The sequence below is a fragment of the Arsenophonus sp. aPb genome, assembly GCF_029873475.1.
Classification (GTDB): domain Bacteria; phylum Pseudomonadota; class Gammaproteobacteria; order Enterobacterales; family Enterobacteriaceae; genus Arsenophonus.
Window position 1 is genome coordinate 2,659,458 of record NZ_CP123499.1, and the last position, 18,211, is coordinate 2,677,668.

Sequence of the window (18,211 nt, forward strand, 5' to 3'; positions counted from 1 at the left end):
CTCATTTAATCATTAAAATAATCGAAAGTGTAATCATGTTTATCGCAAGATCTTATTTATGATCTACCGATTTTTGTTAATTATGATTTAGCGGTCTGTTTGCTAAATTCAGTATCAATCGGACGTTTCACTTCTATTCCCAATTCTTTTAAACTTTCCGCCTGACTAATCAAATTACCTTTTCCTTCCGCTAATTTTTTGATTGCCGATTGATAATTCAGCTGTGCTTTGCTCAAACTCTGACCTAAAACCTGTATATCATCAACAAATAACCGCATTTTGTCATACATTCTAGCGGCACGCTCGGCAATAACTTGTGCATTTTGACTCTGGCGTTCATAGCGCCACAAATTATTAATAGTGCGTACTGCCACCAATAAGGTTGAAGGGCAAACGAGTAAAATGTTATTTCGCAACCCTTCGTCAATAAGTTCAGGCGCTTCACGTAAAGCAATCAAATAAGCGGGTTCAAGTGGAATAAACATTAGTACATAATCTAGCGATCTTAATCCATTTAATTGATGATAATCTTTTCGTCCAAGCTCTTTTATATGGTTACGTACAGAATTAACATGCCCCCGCAATGCCGTAGCTCTTTGCTGCTCATCTTCACTATTAAAATAGTGCTCATAAGCTGTCAGTGACATTTTAGCGTCGATTACAACATCTTTACCTTGTGGTAGACGAATAATCACATCCGGCTGATAACGACTATTGGAGGTATTGATACTGACTTGAGTTTCAAACTCATGCCCCTGCCTTAGCCCAGAAGCCTCCAATATGCGAGAAAGAATTGTCTCACCCCAATTTCCCTGAATTTTATTATCCCCTTTTAACGCTTTAGTCAAATTAATCGTTTCTTTTGCCATCTCTGCATTTAACTGCTGAAGCTGACGAATTTCATGAGCTAAGGTATGACGCTCACGCGCTTCCTGACTAAAACTCTCATGTACCTGACGGCGAAAACCATCCAATTGTTCACGGAAAGGTGTTAATAATGCAATTAAACTCTGACGGTTCTGCTCAGAAGCGCGACGCTCATTTTGTTCAAAAATACGATTGGCTAAATTCTCAAATTGAACATTTAACCGTTGCTCACTATTTAGTAATAGCCGCTGCTTCTCTTCAAAAGCCAGTCGTGTTTCTTCAAGCCGTGTCATCACTTCACGTAGTTCAACTTCTTGATTACGATTAATTTCCCTTTGTGACCTTAATTCTTGGTCACGGTGCTGACACTCAATTTTCCAATATTCGAGGTGGGCAATTTTTTCTTCATAGCTAGCCTGAATACTATAAAAGTCACGCAATTCCGACTCTTTTTTATTCATCTTTTGCGCAATAAGTAGCCAGATTAAACTACCACCAAAGAGTGTTCCGGTAAGAAATCCAATAATTGCATATAATAACTGAATATCCACCTGGGTTTCCTTAAAATAGTCTTTATTTTATAAAGTAACTTAGTGGTATACTGTATAAATGTCCAGAATAAACTTTACTTACCTTGGTCAACAAACAGCACTAGGCTGAAATTTAACGACTGTTTTACCCCATCCACTGAGCAAGCCAAGATAAACCAAATGCCCCTGGCGTTAAAATAGCAAATGCCCAGATCATGGCAGAAAGTAAATTAGCCAGCTGAAAATAATGTTTAGGCATTGCACAAATACCTGCTACTAAGGGGATAACCGCCCTTAAGGGGCCCAAAAAACGGCCAAGAAAAACACTCCATACTCCCCAACGGTCAAAAAAACGATGACCCCGATCAAGCACTTGAGGACGACGAGAAATTGGCCACATATGGCTTACACTGTTCTTATAATGAAAACCAAACCAATAAGACAACCAATCACCCAAAAAAGCACCACTAGCGGCAGCTAACCATATAGGTAAAAAAGCGAGCCCATTATCACCAATTAATGCGCCTAAACCAAGCAAAATTACTGTGGCAGGTAATAATAAGGAAATAAAGGCTAACGATTCGCCAAAAGCTAATATAAAAACAATAAAGATAGCTAATATTCGATGGTTGCGAGCAAATTCGGTAATAACATTAATAATTTCAGACAATGTCAACTTATTATTCCTATTACAGTTAAATTTTCGTTATTATGTCGTCAATAATGTAAATTATTGTCAGTTTAAAATATATAATACGATAAGTTCAACTTATAAAATGATAAATTTAAGTTATTTAATTTTATGCTATTATCCGGCAGTTAACCTTAATTGATTCACTAAAAAGACGAAATAAGAAAATTAGCCGTTAGTTGATCAAAATAGAGATTATTGAATACCTTCGATAATAAAAAATAAAACGAATATTACTTAAGGAAAATAAAAAAACCGCGATTAAATAAAAAAGATATAATAAAATAAATTTATCGCTATTTTATAAAAATAACAAACAGTTATACCCGTTTTATCGAATAAATTAGCTAAGCATGTAGCATTTTTTAATTTAATAACCGGCGAGCTGCATCAACAACAATCCCTAAAACATTCCCTTCAGTTTGGCGTAATAATGTTTCATCTGGCGTTTCTTGTTGGGTACGGTTAACAATCACACCGGCTATCATACCTGCTGATAATCCCTGGCTAGAACACATAGTCAGTAAGGTGGCTGATTCCATTTCATAATTAATCACTCCCATCTTTTGCCATTCTTCCATCGATCCACGAAAACGACGAACAACCCGGCCACTATAAGTATCGTAACGCTCCTGACCAGGATAAAAGGTATCCGAAGAAGCGGTAATACCAACATGGGTTGTGATCCCCGCTGCTTTAGCAGCTTCATATAGCGCATTGGTACAACTAAAATCAGCTATTGCAGGATATTCTAAAGGCGCAAAATGTAAGCTGGCACCATCTAGACGTACCGCGCCAGTTGTAATGAGTACATCACCGACATTGATATTTTTTTGTATGGCGCCGGTAGTACCGATACGAAGAAAAGTACGTATTCCTAATTGTGCCAATTCTTCAACAGCAATAGAAGTCGAAGGGCCGCCAATGCCGGTGGAACAAATAATAATTGGTTTACCATTAAGTTCAGCACGCCAGGAAGTAAATTCACGTAACGAAGCCAGATATACCGGGTTATCCATTAATTTGGCAATTTTTTCTACCCGATTTGGATCGCCAGGCACAATCGCAATTGTTGCACCTTGTAAATCATTTTTAGTTAGTCCCAAATGAAAAACATCAGACATAATTACACCATATTGTATTTTTAATTTATTTAATCCATTAATCTAATAATAAAATGATCACTTTTTAATGATGGGGATCATTTAAAATAAAAATGAAAAGCTGCTTTTGCACAAAAATATGATCAAATTATTTATGCTCGTTTGATCATATCGTATTTTTAATAAGTAAAAATCACTTGATTAATTAAAAGGATTCGGTAAATCTTTTTAGGCTTTTATTGTATTTTTAGCTTATCACTCACTATTATTAACGTATGACTAGCAAATATTTTAATAATTTCTAACCTTGTTGAATTTAAAGGTTGGAAGATACGAATCGTTTAACCAATTTTTATCTGCAAGGGGGTTATCATGGGTTTTTTAGATCAACTTACCAGTATGGTTGGTGGTGAAAAATTTAATCAATATAAAAATATTTTAAGCTGGATTGAAACACAAGGTGGCATACGTGGCTTAATTGATAAATTTGAACAACAAGGATTTGGTGGAATTATTCAATCCTGGATAGGCTCAGGTGAAAATTTACCCGTAAGTATGGAGCAAATTAGCTCAATATTTGGCGCAAGTAATATTTCTGGTCTAGCGAGTAAAGTCGGTTTAAATTCAGAACAAACTTCTGCCTTAATTGCAGAGTACTTGCCTAAATTAGTTAATACTGCAACCCCAGATGGCAAAATACCAGAAAAATTAGATTTAACGTCAATTGGTATGAAATTACTAAAAGATAAATTTTTTGGTGGTTAATCATCATTGCCCATCGCTGTTAAGATGGGCATATTTCGTTTAAGTTACTGGCGCCAATTTCCTACTGGCTGGATCCAAACGTTGGCGCTCAATCTACCTTGCGCAAAGTCGATCGATTGAGCCAATGTCGATGCACCCAAAGTGATAACAATAGTAAACTGCTACCTAAAATAAAGCTAAGCCAATCGGGATGCTGCTGCCAAACAACAAAATTGACCAATAATCCAGCTGGCACCAACATATTATTCATAATGGCCAACGTGCCAGCATCAACCTGTGTCGCGCCATAATTCCACATAAAATAGCCAATACCGGAAGCGCCCACTCCCAACCAAATTAAAACTCCCCACTGTATTTTTGTAATGGGTAATTTACTCACATCACCAAATATCATCCAACCGAGTAATGCCACCGTACAGGCGCCGATATAGAACCATGAAAAGGCTTGCCGCTGTGGGATTGGATAAATCTCCATCATTCTTTTGTAACCAACTTGGCCAATAGCAAAGGAAATATTCGCCAACTGGACATAAAGTAAACCTAGCCAAAAAGATCCACTCAAATGATCATAGCGAATGATAGCAGCACCAATCACCGCCAATATTGCACTAAACAAATATCCCCAGCGTAGATGCTGCCTTTCCAATAGATCATAAAATAACGTTATATAAAGCGGCGTTAACACGGTAAAGAGTAAAAATTCGACTACAGTAAGATAGTTATATGCTTGAAAAACAAATAGATACATAATGCCTAACTGAAAAGCACCCACTAGCATATAAAGTAAAATAATTTTCAACGACAACCCACGCCAGCGTAGAAAAGGTAAAAAAACGACCGCCGCTAGCGCAACACGAATTAAAACGGCAAACCAACTATCAACCTGGCCGGCTATATATTCACCGATTAAACTAAAAGACGCTGCCCATAGCAGCGTCGTAATAACTAGCAATCCCATGGTTTGTCTCTTAGTAGATTAATGTTCTTTATCAATCAATAAAGCTTCCATCAAATCAAGATCTAATAATAGCGTTCGCATGGTTTCATTGCTGATCTCTTTCGTTGCACGTAAGTGATATAACTCTGCCCGCTCGGCGCGTAATGCCGTTAAACGAAAACGACGCTCTAAATCTTCTATTAGTAAATTATGTTCCATCTCATCCTGTCCCGCGGTTCTACGGCGTAGATAGCCAGTAACGCGAGAAGCAACTTCACTAATAACTTCAGGATCTAGCGCTTCTTGAGCATCGGCCGAAAGGCGCTCTTCCATTTTATTTAAGCTCACAATAGCCACTTCTGCCATCGCCGCTTTTGCCATCCGCATCTCATTAATATCTGCCAGTTTGTCACCCACTTTAAAATTATGCAGTAAAAGCGGCAGAGCAAGCACGCCAATAAAAATCGATAGCATGATCACCCCTGCGGCAATAAAAACTAACTGATAACGAGCTGGAAAAGGGGTACCATCGGTAAGAAATAACGGTATGGAAAGAACACCTGCCAAGGTGATCGCACCACGTACTCCAGCAAATGAAGCTAACCACAATTCACGATAGGTATAAGAAGCAAATTGTAACGGCCGTTTTTTTAATAGCAGCCGACTGAAACGCTTCATCAACCATAACCAACTAAACCTTAACAATAATAAAGCAGTATAAATAATGAAAACGGCGACAAATAACATCCAAGTTTCAACACTGGGATCAAGTTCGGCTTGAATAACAGAGGTTTCCCATATACCTGGTAACTGTAAGCCAAGCATGATAAAAACTAAGCCATTAAAAACAAATTCCAGCATCGACCAGACATTATCCGATCTTAACCGCATCGCTAGTGGTGCATTACGAATAACACCGGCTTTACTGATTGTCATACCCGAAGCTACGGCTGATAAAATACCGGAAAAACCAATATGCTCAGCGATAAGATATGCGGCAAAAGGTAATAGTAACATTAAGATCATCTGAGTTGCCGGATCATCACCACTCCATCGACTCATAATGCGTAGTGATTTACTATAAATCCAAGTCACTGCAATACCGATCAACAAACCGCCCACAGCTACTTTAAAAAATTCAAGGGTGACACCAGACACAGTAAAGATCATGGTTCCCATCGCAATGGCGACAGCAAATTTTAGTGCCACCAAGCCGGAAGCATCATTCATTAGTGCTTCCCCCTCTAACACACTCATCATTCGCTTCGGTATTCGACCTCTACCAACAATCGAAGAGAGTGCGACTGCATCAGTTGGCGAAAGAACGGCTGCCAAAGCAAAAGCCGCAATAAGCGGGATGCTCGGTAACAGCCAATAGATCACATAACCTATTCCAACTACTGTTACTATAACTAAGCCTAACACCAAGATAAAAATTTCACGTCCATTTTGAAAAAATTCACGCGTTGGGGTTTTCCAACCATCAACAAATAATAACGGCGGGATCAATAGAACGAGAAAAAGCTCTGGATCAAAATCAACATGCAAACCAAAATGCGGCCATGCTAACAATGCTCCTATCGCAATTTGCATAATCGGCAGCGGTATACGAAACGGAATAACTTTTGTAATGACGCCTGACACTGAAACCATCAAAATCAAAATGAGGATGGTAAAAAATATTTCCATATTATCCTTACTGATAAGTCTAAGTTATAAGCCGAGCAAAGTATTATTATGCTTAACAGATATTAATAGAAAATAAGACTATGCTATCAAAAAAGAACTAGCCCACCGCAAAACGACTACATTTCGCCATATTCTATCCTTAACAACAAACTATCATTGGCAATATTTTTGACTTTAAGATTAATCGTATCAGTAAATTTTATATTCCATTTCACTTAGAAATTAACATCAACGTCTATAAACTTAAATAGCTAAACCACTAATGTAAAAAGCGACTAAGATTATTGCGATCAGAACGGTACCAATATTTAATTTACGCCACTCTCCGGCACAAACACGGCCAATCACTAAGCCAGCAAAGCCAATCATGATGCCAGTGACAATATTACAGGTTAAGACAATGAATACTGCACAAAGTAAACCGGCGATGGCATCAATAAAGTCATTAAAATCCAGTTGGGCAACATTACTCAGCATTAATAAACCAACATACATCAATGCTGGGGCTGTCGCATAAGACGGCACTAAATAAGATAAGGGGGATAAAAATAAAATTAACAAAAACAGCAAGCCAACCACTACCGCCGTTAATCCGGTTTTACCACCCGCAGCGGTACCGGCTGCCGATTCAATGTAAACTGCCGCCGGTGAAGCACCAATGATACCAGCAAAAATACTACTAACTGAATCGGCGGTTAACGCCTTACCACCATCAATAATTTGACCATTTTTGTCCAACAGATTAGCTTGACCCGCTACAGCACGGATCGTCCCTGTAGCATCAAAAATAGCTGTCATAACTAGTGCAAATAAACTAGGTAAAACAACTGGTTGTAACGCACCAACAATATCCATACTAAACAATAACGATAAACCGTCTTCACCCAAGGTTGGCAATTTAAACAAACCTTGGTATTTCACTTGCGGATCAAAAATTAAGCCAATAATAGAAATCGCAATGATCACGATTAATACCCCACCCGGCGTTTTTCTTTTTTCCAAACCAAAGATGACGGCCAAGCCAATCAGCGACATGATGACAGGAAAAGAAGTAAATTGCCCAAGCGCAACCGGCAAACCAGCCTGCTCATTTTTTACCACCAAACCAATACCATTAGCGGCTATCAATAGCAAAAACAGCCCGATACCAATTCCTGTACCTTGAGCAATTCCCTTCGGCATACTGCGTAGAATAAAGCTACGAACACCTGTAATGGAAATAAAAGTAAATAAACATCCCATCAAAAAAACGGCACCTAAAGCAACAGGAATGCTTACTTGCTGACTAAGAACCAGGCTAAATGCGGTAAATGCGGTTAATGAAATAGCACAACCGATGGCCATCGGTAAATTAGCCCATAAGCCCATTAATAATGAGCCAAATCCTGCTACCAGGCAGGTAGCAATAAAAATTGCCGTGGGTGGAAAACCAGCTTGACCTAGCATACCTGGTACGACAATAACAGAGTAGACCATGGCTAAAAATGTGGTCAGCCCTGCAATAATCTCGCGACGAATTGTCGAGCCTCGTTGCTGTATTTTAAAAAAATAATTTAGTTTGCAATTCGAAGGAGTTTGCCTAACAGACATGTTGATCCTCTGTTTAGATATTCAAGGTAACTTTCAGCTATAGAAGAAAACGATTGCGTCAAAAAATAAACCATTTCAATTATACGCAATCGTTTGGCTTCATAAAAAGAAAAAAGAAATTTTAAAGACGCAATTATCTGGTGATCCTAAGGAAATAATCAAGCGTTTTTCACTATAAAAATGATTATCATCATTTTATCGTTATGAAAAACAAGAAGATTTTCTATTTATTTTTTATGTTATACCAGCCAAAAGTAGCACTCTATCACACGATAAAATAATGATATTATTTTGCCAGGCAAATAAATTCCCCCATAAACTGACTGTTTGATCTGATAATTTCTTTCAAATATTAATTAAATGTAAAATATCTATTTTTATTTCCTACATGAGTAACTGCTACCATTTTTAAACCAACAATGTTATTAACATTTATGCTAATATAATTTATTGATGATTATTATATTATGTAAACCATTTTAGTATGTTATAAACATAAGTCATTGCTGGACTTAATGACAACAATATTTATTTTAATTAAACTAATTTAATTTCATGGCAATAATAAATAACAACTCTTTATCTAAAACAGATATAAAAACACTATTCGGTTTCTTACTATTTCTGTTAATTTACCTGCTGCCAGGTATCTTTGGACACAATCCCTGGAAGCAAGATGAAAATTATAGTTTTGGTATTATACAAACCATGTATGAAACAGGTAATTGGCTGATCCCAACAAATGCTGGCCAACCGTTCATGGAAAAACCCCCGCTCTATTATTGGGTTGCAACCATTGGTGTCCATCTTTTTTCCGCTTGGTTACCGATGCATGATGCAGCCAGAACTGCCACGGTATTTTTTTCTGCCTTGAGTTTATCCTTTTTTGTTTTTTTAGCCCGTCGTTTCTTCTCTGCGGACAGCTTTTCTGATCATCGCATCTGGATAGCACTAGCGCTATTCGCATCAGCGCCGGGTATATTACGCCATAGCCACGATATGTTTACCGATACCGCATTGATCGCTGGCACTATTATTGGTTTATATGGCTTATTAGGTCTCATTAAGCAGGAAAACAGTCTCTTTTCCACCCTTTGGTTAACGGCCGGTACTGTCATTACTATGCTATCAAAGGGCGTTTTTGTTCCCTGCTTAATTTGGATCTGTTTAATTCTAGCGCCGATTTGTTTAAAAACTTGTCGCAATAAACGCTATTACTCTCTGGCAATTATTGCTGGGCTACTATCTTTATGTTTAATTTTACCCTGGCCAATTTTGCTTTTTCGTGATAACCCTGAACTGTTTAAAGTTTGGTTTTGGGATAATAATATTGGCCGTTTTTTGGGTTTTTCAGTTGAATATTTAGGCGCGAAAGCAAAAGTCTTCCGTATTCCTGAAGCAATACTTCTTTTTGCCCTACCATCAGGCATCTTAGCTTTTATTTTTATCTTAAAACAACCAATAAAAAATCTTACGGACAATAGGTTTTTTTTACCGACTTGCTTTGTATTATTAGGCGTTATTTTATTACAAATTTCAGCCTCTGGTCGCGCATTATATTTATTACCTTTTATTGCACCGATGGCATTATTGGCGACTCACTGTTTTTGTCTATTACCCTCACTAATATATAAAATTGGTTATTACTTTAGTCTAATTTTGTTTTCCCTACTTATCCCGTTAATATGGATTGGCTATGGGTTATCTTTATCCGCTGAACACCACCAATTACTAGCAATCTTTCGTCAATGGTTGCCAAGCGGCTATCAGCCTCACTTTTCTTGGTTAGCCTTTTTATTTGCGTTAGCTATCACGTTAATCTGGCTATTTAAAAAACGTTTCTTAGCCAACCAACTGGCTTTAAAAGCGGCTCAAATATGGTGTTTAGGATTGACTATTATCTGGGGATTAGTCTTTTCACTCTTTATTGGCTGGATAGATTATGCAAAAGGTTATCAAAATGTGTTTGCCGATCTAAAACAGCATATTGCCAGCGAATATCTCCCTACCGACTGTATGGTCTCCCATGAAGTGGGTGAATCCGAAGCGCCAATGCTTTACTACTACACCGGAATTTTACATCAATCACAATATTACTACGAAACTCCGCCTAATTGCCGTTGGATGCTCGATCTTTCCAAAGAGGTTAGAGAACCGCCACCAGGTATGGAAATATTCTGGATCGGCCACCGTCCCGATGAAACAGAAGAGAATTTGGTGCTGTATAAGAAGATCGAGCGTTAACTACGCCAGTAATGGTTATGATGGAGAACCGCTATGGATCACATAGCGGTTTTCGGTTGTTGTTGAGTCACACAATGAATACCACCCCCGCCGATAGCGATGGTATCAATATTAACAGTGACAATTTTACGGTTGGGAAAACAGTCCGTTAATATTTCTACAGCGACTTTATCTGCCTTTTGATCACCAAATTCTGGTATTATCACTGCCTGTTGACAGAGATAATAGTTAACATAACTGGCAGCAAATTCAGGATAACGCTGACGGTTAACTCTGACATTTTGCGGCGTATTTAATATAGTTATATCTTTAATTTTATTCATCGCTATTAAGCTGTTTTGATGCTCTCTGGTAACTCGATAATCAAAAGAATAGGTATCGTTTTCCAAACTAATAATAATACCGTTATCATCAATAAAACGAGCATAAAAATCGATATGGCCATCGGTAATATCATAACCTTTAATACCTTTTAGCCAAATAATGTCCGTCAATCCTAAATAGGTTTTTAACTTTTCTTCTATGTTCTGGCGTGTGTAATTAGGATTACGAGCTCTATTTAAGATCGAGCTTTCGGTAAATATCCCGACTCCCGAACCATTAACTTCAATACTGCCACCTTCAATGTTAATATTTGCTTTAATTAGTTGGCTTTTTGTGTAGTCCGCCATAATTTTGGCTACATGACGATCAAAATTATGCCGCTGTTTGTTGCCCCAACCATTAAAATTAAAATCAATAGCCACCAATTGCCCTGAGCTTTTATCCAACACAAAATTAGCACCGCTATCCCTGATCCAAATATCATTAAGAGGCACTTCAATATAATTCACCGCACTGCCGAGTAAATTCCAAGCAACGGGAGAATTTTCAGGCGTGACCAATAAATTAACCGGTTCAAATTGTGCAATCGCTAAGGCAATATCCGCTAAATTCTGCTGTAGGCTGGTAATTAAGTGTTTTGGCCAAATGGTTGCAGACATACCAAATGACATCCAGGTGCAAGTATGTGCCTGCGATTCGTGCGGAAAGTAATACATTTTCACCTATCCTACTAAAATAATTTAACAAGCAAGCAAATAGCTAAAATTCACTGTTGTTTAAGATTAATCAGCGAAAAGCCCTTTATTTCTGGCTTAAAAGTAGATAGAGTAATCGGTCTAAAAATTATTGTCTACTGTTTTGGAGATCAATATGGCTGACCAAACGGAAAAACAACGCGCTAAGAAAAAACAGATCATTACCGCCGCTATTCACTGTTTTGTTGAAAAAGGGTTTCATGCCACTTCAACGGCGGAAATATGTAAAGCCGCTGGCATGAGTCCCGGAAATTTATTCCATTACTATCCAACTAAAAATTCCATTATTGAAGCCATTGCTTTACAAGATCAGGCCGATTTTGCCACGCTACTACAGATAGAACAGGCCAATAGTTCGGCCATTGAAACTGTTATTACTATGATGACCAGGCTATTACAACTTTATAATGAGCCAACCTATGCTCGCTTAAGTCTGGAAATTATTGCCGAAGCCAGTAGAAACCCGGTAATTAACAGCACTTTTATTGAAAATGAAAAAATTGTCAGACAACAACTGGTTGATGTCCTAAAGCATGGCGTCAGTAATGGCGAAATTGATCCAAAATTATCGATTGAAAATACTGCTTCCTGGTTAATGACCATCGCTGACGGCGCAATCGGACGTGATCTTATGGAGCCAGAGTTTGATTTGGCCAATCGTTTAGAGTCATTTATCTATATGATCAAGAAGATATTGATACCAATTAAGTAGGGGTTAATAGGATAATTGGTATATAGATATAAGCCTCACAAGGTATTAATAAGCAAGGAAATAGGCTTTGCTGTTAAATTGAGTTTAGATGGATTAGTTGTTACTTAATTTGACAGTTTGCTGTAATAAAGTACAGCATAAACTGACTGCCGCTAAAAGTAACAACTTAAACACCGACGCATTACTATTGCATCTAACTACTTTAACTAGCTTAGGTTTTTTGTAGTTTTCGTTTTAATGGTTGACAATTTTCAACGACTGTTTTAATTTCTTCAGCCGTGAAACCAACAATATTCAAAAAATGCAAATTGAATATAACCTCCATTTTTAAACAGAGAGTCCATAGCTCTCGGCCCTTAACAAATTCATCTTCTAAGTTTTGATTGTAATGCGTTAAATAATGCCTGATATCTACAACTTTTCTTATAAACTTACTTCTTTCATTACTAGTTCCAAGATACTCTTTAAACGGCTCAATTAGTCTTTTTAACCGTTTAGCCAGATTAATTTCATTTCCATGCATTAATCTGCCTTTTAGCCAGTCAATATGAGCATCTGGGCATGCTGCAAGAACGGTAGATACCAGTGATTGAAAAACCTCTGGTTCCATTAATTTTTCATCGTTAGTTCTTCTATGGTGGACTTCCAGCCCTTGTGCTAAGGCTAAAAACTTACCATCAAGATATTTTTGAGCGCCTATTTTAGTTGAGAAATATAAACCAAATGCAGGGGCTAAATATTCATAAGCACTTATCCAACTGTTGAACACTTGCTGAGCATTATGTTTAATAGCAGCATAACTAAATATCATATCTTGATGCCAAGTTCGTTTGGGTACTTTTTCAGAAAATGGAATACTTTGATAATAGATTTTGATTGGAACTGAGTATTGTGTACCATCTCCGAGGTCACGCTGTATTTCGGATGACGTTGCTGAAACGTTTTTTATAGCAACAATGGCATCCATGGCAAAACACATAAGATGGGTAATTTTAAAAGCAATCGTGGTGAAGTCGTTCAGATCACACAATTCTCCCGATTCAAGCTTAAAATAAGCTTTCTGAGTGATCTTTGCTTCTTTTAGACTTGGACAACTTGGAAGCTTATATGAAAAACAAATTTCAAGCTTCATTCCATTATCCAGAGTAAAGCCTATTTTTTCAGGTGGATTATAACTAACCTTTGCTGTTTGCCTTTTCCTATCGTAATCTACACTTATTCCACTGATCCCAATCCACTCATCCAGGCAATCCACTGCAAAAGAAAAGGTATTAAAACTGACAGGCTCATCTTGCCCCCATGCTGCCCCAATTAAGGCTCTATGGGCATAAATCTTTGATTTTGAAATACCTCCAGGTGGGAAACTTTTTTTGATATAAAAACAGTTATCAAGGGTTACCAGACCATCATTTTCAACATGACCTATTATTCTATCTATATCATCATTTCTTTTTAACGCATCTATACTCTCATCGAAAAGACCCACAATTTCTAAGTCAATGCATCCACTATCACTGATTGAGAGTAGCCCTGGTATTTTCTTATCTTCTTTTTCCGGCAACCAGAAGTAGCCTGTTTTTCTGTATTGTTCTTCAATTCTCACAAGATAGCCTTTTAAAATCTAATTTTTGTATATTGGGTTGGCATAAGTAGATATTGAAGGTAATCACTACGTTTCATACCTGTAACGATTAATAACCATCTCACCTTTCTTTAAAAAAAAGCCCGCGGCTACTAGTGCTTTCAAGAAAATACTTTACATTACAGTCTATGGTATTTTCAAAAATGCATCTATTAACTCACAGGCTTTCGATAGATTAACGAGTTTTATTACAAACTTGAATGGCAAAAAGCCTCGCAAAAGCGAGGCTTTTAATTCTTTTAACTTCACACTTAACGGTAGTGACTCACCTTTTATCCCATTATATTTCTACTAGAACATTAGTAAATCAAGAATAAAAAACTTTCATCAAAGTAACTATAACACTGAATGGTTGCTATAGATTTAGGGCGCCTTACGAATTTGAGGAGTATTATATAAGTAAAGTAAAACAACAGGCATCAAAAAACCATCGATAAAAAGCTTTAGCTTCCCTTTGTCTCACTAACAATATGCATAGTCACTAATTTGCTCATCTTGAGCCTTCATTTTCTACGTTTGACAAACCAGGCTAGTAAAAAAAAAATCCACAAAAAACTTTGCAGCGCTAAACAAAAACCCCGAATAACGGGGCTTAAAGAAATATAATTTACATTAAATTATATGATATCCCTCAAAACGGAATATCATCATCAAAATCCATTGGTGGTTCAGCCGGTGTCGCGGGAGCGGTTTTACCAGAATGGGCGGCTGGCGCTGATGCTGGTGCGTTACCACTAAACTGCTGAGTTTGTTGTGGCTGTTGTGGTTGTCCCCAGCCACTGGCTGGATTATTTTGTGACATACCCTCTTGTGAGCCACCACGCGCGCCTAACATTTGCATGGTTCCACCAATATTCACCACCACTTCGGTAGAGTAGCGATCCTGGCCATTTTGATCTTGCCATTTACGGGTTTGTAGTGAGCCTTCAATATAAACTTGTGAACCTTTACGTAAATATTCACCTGCCACTTCCGCCAGCTTGCCAAAGATCACAACACGGTGCCATTCTGTTTTTTCCCGCATTTCGCCACTTTGCTTATCACGCCAACTTTCAGAGGTTGCCAGCGTAAGATTCGCAACCGCACCACCATTTGGCATATAACGAATTTCAGGATCTTGTCCCAAGTTGCCGATAAGTATGACTTTGTTAACGCCTCTGCTGGCCATTCGATACTCCTGATGTATTAATATTTTTGCCTAAATTCAAATGTCGCTAGTTTAACATGCGAACACGCTATTGAATATGGAAACCAAACCGTTGTGATTACGGTTTGCGAAACGTCTTAGAAAATTATACTGCAATATTGCTAAATTTTTTTAAGTTTGGCGATTAAATTGCAGAATATGACAGCCTATACTGTACTGTATATTCATTCAGCCAGAATTGTGTAATAATAAAACGTTTTATTTACTGTTTGAATGTGTTCTCATCCGGGATGTGGTATATGGATAACATTGAAGTCAGAGGTGCGCGCACCCATAATTTAAAAAATATCAATTTAATTATTCCTCGCGATAAATTAATTGTTATTACTGGGTTATCAGGCTCAGGCAAATCTTCCCTGGCATTTGATACCCTGTATGCAGAAGGTCAGCGCCGCTATGTTGAATCACTGTCTGCCTATGCCCGGCAGTTTTTATCCTTAATGGAAAAACCGGATGTTGATCATATTGAAGGGCTATCACCGGCCATTTCGATTGAGCAGAAATCCACCTCTCACAACCCACGTTCAACGGTAGGAACAATCACTGAAATCCACGATTATTTGCGGTTATTGTTTGCCCGGGTTGGTGAACCGCGCTGTCCTGATCACGATACGCCGTTAGCGGCGCAGACAGTTAGCCAGATGGTTGATAACGTCCTGGCGCTGCCGGAAGGCAAGCGGTTAATGTTGCTGGCACCGGTAGTTAAAGAGCGTAAAGGTGAACATATTAAGCTATTGGATAATCTGGCCGCACAAGGTTATATTCGCGCTCGCATTGATGGCGAAGTTTGCGATCTTTCCGATCCGCCTAAATTAGAACTCCATAAAAAGCATACTATTGAAGTGGTCGTTGACCGTTTTAAAGTGCGTGCCGAGCTGGCGCAAAGGCTGGCAGAGTCGTTTGAAACTACGCTTGAGTTATCAGGCGGTACTGCGGTTATCGCTGATATGGATGACAGCCAAGCAGCTGAACTCGTTTTCTCCGCTAATTTTGCTTGCCCGATCTGCGGTTATAGCATGAGTGAATTAGAGCCGCGCCTGTTTTCCTTTAATAATCCGGCAGGGGCTTGTAGCTCTTGTGATGGACTCGGTGTACAACAATTTTTCGACCCGGAACGCGTGATCCAAAACGAGGAAATTTCTTTAGCTGGCGGGGCAATACGCGGTTGGGATCGACGTAATTTTTATTACTTCCAGATGCTACAGTCGTTAGCTAAACACTATAAATTTGATGTCGAAGCCACGTTTAGTTCGCTAGATCCGGCGATCAAGCAAGTGATTTTATATGGCTCCGGCAAAGAAGCAATTGAATTTAAATATCAAAATGATCGCGGCGATGTTACCGTAAGGTGCCATCCCTTTGAGGGAGTGATCCATAATATGGAGCGCCGTTATAAAGAAACCGAATCAATGGCGGTGCGCGAGGAACTGGCAAAATATATCAATAATCGGCCATGTATTGCCTGTCATGGCACCCGCTTACGGCAAGAAGCCCGTTACGTGTTTATTGAAAATACCACCCTGCCTGAAATTTCAGATTTTAGTATTGGCCATGCGATGGCATTTTTCCAAACATTGCAGCTCGGTGGGCAACGTGCACAAATTGCGGAAAAGATTCTGAAAGAAATTAACGATCGATTAAAATTCTTGGTCAATGTAGGGTTAAATTACCTGTCTCTCTCTCGCTCAGCTGAGACCTTATCTGGTGGCGAAGCGCAACGTATTCGATTGGCAAGTCAAATCGGTGCCGGTTTAGTTGGTGTCATGTATGTATTAGACGAGCCTTCGATTGGTTTACATCAACGAGATAATGACCGGCTGTTACAGACCTTGCTGCATTTACGAAATTTAGGCAATACGGTTATTGTGGTCGAACATGATGAAGATGCGATCCGTGCCGCCGATCATATTATTGATATCGGCCCGGGAGCAGGTATACATGGAGGACGCATTGTTGCTCAAGGCAGCCTGGACGATATTATTAGCAATCCAGATTCATTAACCGGTAAGTATCTTAGCGGTGAACGTAAAATCGCTATTCCGCCTAAACGTGTACCTCTCGATGCAGAAAAAACCCTAAAGCTGATTGGTGCCCAAGGTAATAATCTAAAAAATGTTACCCTGGAACTACCTGTTGGCTTATTTACCTGTATTACTGGCGTTTCCGGCTCAGGAAAATCAACCTTGATCAATGATACCTTGTTTCCTATCGCCCAGCGGCAATTAAATAAAGCTACCAATGCCACCCCAGCGCCTTATACCGATATTGAAGGATTACAATTTTTCGATAAAGTGATTGATATTGACCAAAGTCCAATCGGCCGAACCCCCCGCTCAAATCCAGCCACCTATACTGGCGTATTTACACCGGTACGGGAATTATTTGCTGGCGTACCTGAATCTCGGGCGCGAGGTTATACCCCTGGACGGTTTAGTTTTAATGTCAAGGGTGGTCGCTGCGAGGCTTGCCAGGGGGATGGCGTGATCAAAGTTGAAATGCATTTTCTGCCCGATGTCTATGTTCCCTGTGATCATTGCAAGGGCAAACGCTATAATCGTGAAACGTTAGAGATCAAATATAAAGGCAAAAATATTCACGAAGTGTTAGAAATGACCATTGAGGAAGCACGTGAATATTTTTCCGCTGTCCCGGCGCTAGCGCGAAAATTGCAAACACTGATCGACGTTGGACTTTCCTATATCCGTTTAGGTCAATCGGCAACCACCTTATCCGGTGGTGAAGCACAACGGGTTAAGTTATCGCGCGAACTTTCTAAGCGCGGTACTGGCCAAACGCTCTATATTTTGGATGAACCGACCACCGGTTTACATTTTGCTGATATTCAACAACTATTGCATGTATTACATCAACTCCGTGATCAGGGCAATACTATTGTGATCATTGAACACAATTTAGACGTAATTAAAACAGCTGACTGGATTGTTGATTTGGGTCCAGAAGGCGGTAGTGGTGGTGGTGAGATCTTATTCGCCGGTACACCCGAGCAGATTGTAAAATGTAAGCAATCACATACCGGTCAGTTTTTAAAACCGATCCTAAAACGTGGTTATTAATAAGGAATAATTTCCGTTATAGAAATTGAATAAGCGCCCGGCTCTACTGCCGGGAGCAATATTGCGCAACAATATTGTTAC

At 38.8% G+C, this 18,211-nt stretch carries 13 protein-coding genes; 4 read left to right on the forward strand and 9 right to left on the reverse strand.

Annotated features, from left to right (window positions below; translation table 11 throughout):
• Positions 1 to 80 precede the first annotated feature (80 nt).
• The 3 genes from rmuC to udp all read right to left on the reverse strand — a co-directional run bounded on the left by rmuC (position 81) and on the right by udp (position 3,212).
• Entirely contained in the window at positions 81 to 1,418 is a 1,338-nt protein-coding gene (gene rmuC, locus QE177_RS11855; protein ID WP_280549882.1) for a DNA recombination protein RmuC, read from the reverse strand.
• A gap of 124 nt (positions 1,419 to 1,542) precedes the next feature.
• Positions 1,543 to 2,073 (reverse strand): DedA family protein, encoded by a 531-nt coding sequence (locus QE177_RS11860; RefSeq protein WP_280549884.1) that lies wholly within the window; start codon positions 2,071 to 2,073, stop codon positions 1,543 to 1,545.
• 380 nt (positions 2,074 to 2,453) lie between these two features.
• On the reverse strand, positions 2,454 to 3,212 hold the full coding sequence (udp, locus tag QE177_RS11865; protein ID WP_280549886.1) for a uridine phosphorylase: 759 nt from the start codon (positions 3,210 to 3,212) through the stop codon (positions 2,454 to 2,456).
• 351 nt (positions 3,213 to 3,563) lie between these two features.
• On the opposite strand from udp, the gene QE177_RS11870 reads away from it, so the two are divergent.
• A complete protein-coding gene (locus QE177_RS11870) occupies positions 3,564 to 3,956 on the forward strand; it encodes a YidB family protein (RefSeq protein ID WP_026822920.1) in 393 nt (130 codons plus the stop codon).
• A gap of 88 nt (positions 3,957 to 4,044) precedes the next feature.
• On the opposite strand, the gene QE177_RS11875 is transcribed toward QE177_RS11870, so the two are convergent.
• The 3 genes from QE177_RS11875 to QE177_RS11885 form a co-directional block, all read right to left on the reverse strand.
• Positions 4,045 to 4,914, reverse strand: coding sequence for a carboxylate/amino acid/amine transporter (locus QE177_RS11875; protein WP_280549888.1), 870 nt, complete (start codon positions 4,912 to 4,914; stop codon positions 4,045 to 4,047).
• A gap of 18 nt (positions 4,915 to 4,932) precedes the next feature.
• Positions 4,933 to 6,582: a Na+/H+ antiporter gene (locus tag QE177_RS11880; RefSeq protein WP_280549890.1), complete on the reverse strand. Its 1,650-nt coding sequence runs from the start codon at positions 6,580 to 6,582 to the stop codon at positions 4,933 to 4,935.
• 243 nt (positions 6,583 to 6,825) lie between these two features.
• Positions 6,826 to 8,172 (reverse strand): NCS2 family permease, encoded by a 1,347-nt coding sequence (locus QE177_RS11885; protein WP_280549892.1) that lies wholly within the window; start codon positions 8,170 to 8,172, stop codon positions 6,826 to 6,828.
• Positions 8,173 to 8,727: 555 nt separating this feature from the next.
• Between QE177_RS11885 and QE177_RS11890 the strand changes: the two genes are divergently transcribed.
• Complete coding sequence (locus QE177_RS11890; protein ID WP_280549894.1) at positions 8,728 to 10,416, forward strand: hypothetical protein; 1,689 nt, start codon at positions 8,728 to 8,730, stop codon at positions 10,414 to 10,416.
• A 38-nt stretch (positions 10,417 to 10,454) separates the two neighbouring features.
• Here the strand turns inward: QE177_RS11890 and QE177_RS11895 are convergent, their stop codons facing one another.
• Positions 10,455 to 11,456 carry an agmatine deiminase family protein gene (locus QE177_RS11895; RefSeq protein WP_280549896.1) on the reverse strand — a complete coding sequence of 334 codons (1,002 nt, stop codon included), beginning with the start codon at positions 11,454 to 11,456 and terminating at the stop codon, positions 10,455 to 10,457.
• Positions 11,457 to 11,610: 154 nt separating this feature from the next.
• On the opposite strand from QE177_RS11895, the gene QE177_RS11900 reads away from it, so the two are divergent.
• Positions 11,611 to 12,207 (forward strand): TetR/AcrR family transcriptional regulator, encoded by a 597-nt coding sequence (locus QE177_RS11900; RefSeq protein WP_180559504.1) that lies wholly within the window; start codon positions 11,611 to 11,613, stop codon positions 12,205 to 12,207.
• 211 nt (positions 12,208 to 12,418) lie between these two features.
• Here QE177_RS11900 and QE177_RS11905 read toward each other — a convergent pair whose 3' ends face one another.
• Both QE177_RS11905 and QE177_RS11910 read right to left on the reverse strand, forming a co-directional pair.
• Positions 12,419 to 13,810, reverse strand: a complete 1,392-nt coding sequence (locus QE177_RS11905) for a HEPN domain-containing protein (RefSeq protein WP_280549901.1) — start codon at positions 13,808 to 13,810, stop codon at positions 12,419 to 12,421.
• Positions 13,811 to 14,480: 670 nt separating this feature from the next.
• Positions 14,481 to 15,017, reverse strand: a complete 537-nt coding sequence (locus tag QE177_RS11910; RefSeq protein WP_280549903.1) for a single-stranded DNA-binding protein — start codon at positions 15,015 to 15,017, stop codon at positions 14,481 to 14,483.
• Between the two features lie 278 nt (positions 15,018 to 15,295).
• On the opposite strand from QE177_RS11910, the gene uvrA reads away from it, so the two are divergent.
• Complete coding sequence (gene uvrA, locus QE177_RS11915; RefSeq protein WP_280549905.1) at positions 15,296 to 18,130, forward strand: excinuclease ABC subunit UvrA; 2,835 nt, start codon at positions 15,296 to 15,298, stop codon at positions 18,128 to 18,130.
• The last annotated feature ends 81 nt before the right edge of the window (positions 18,131 to 18,211 follow it).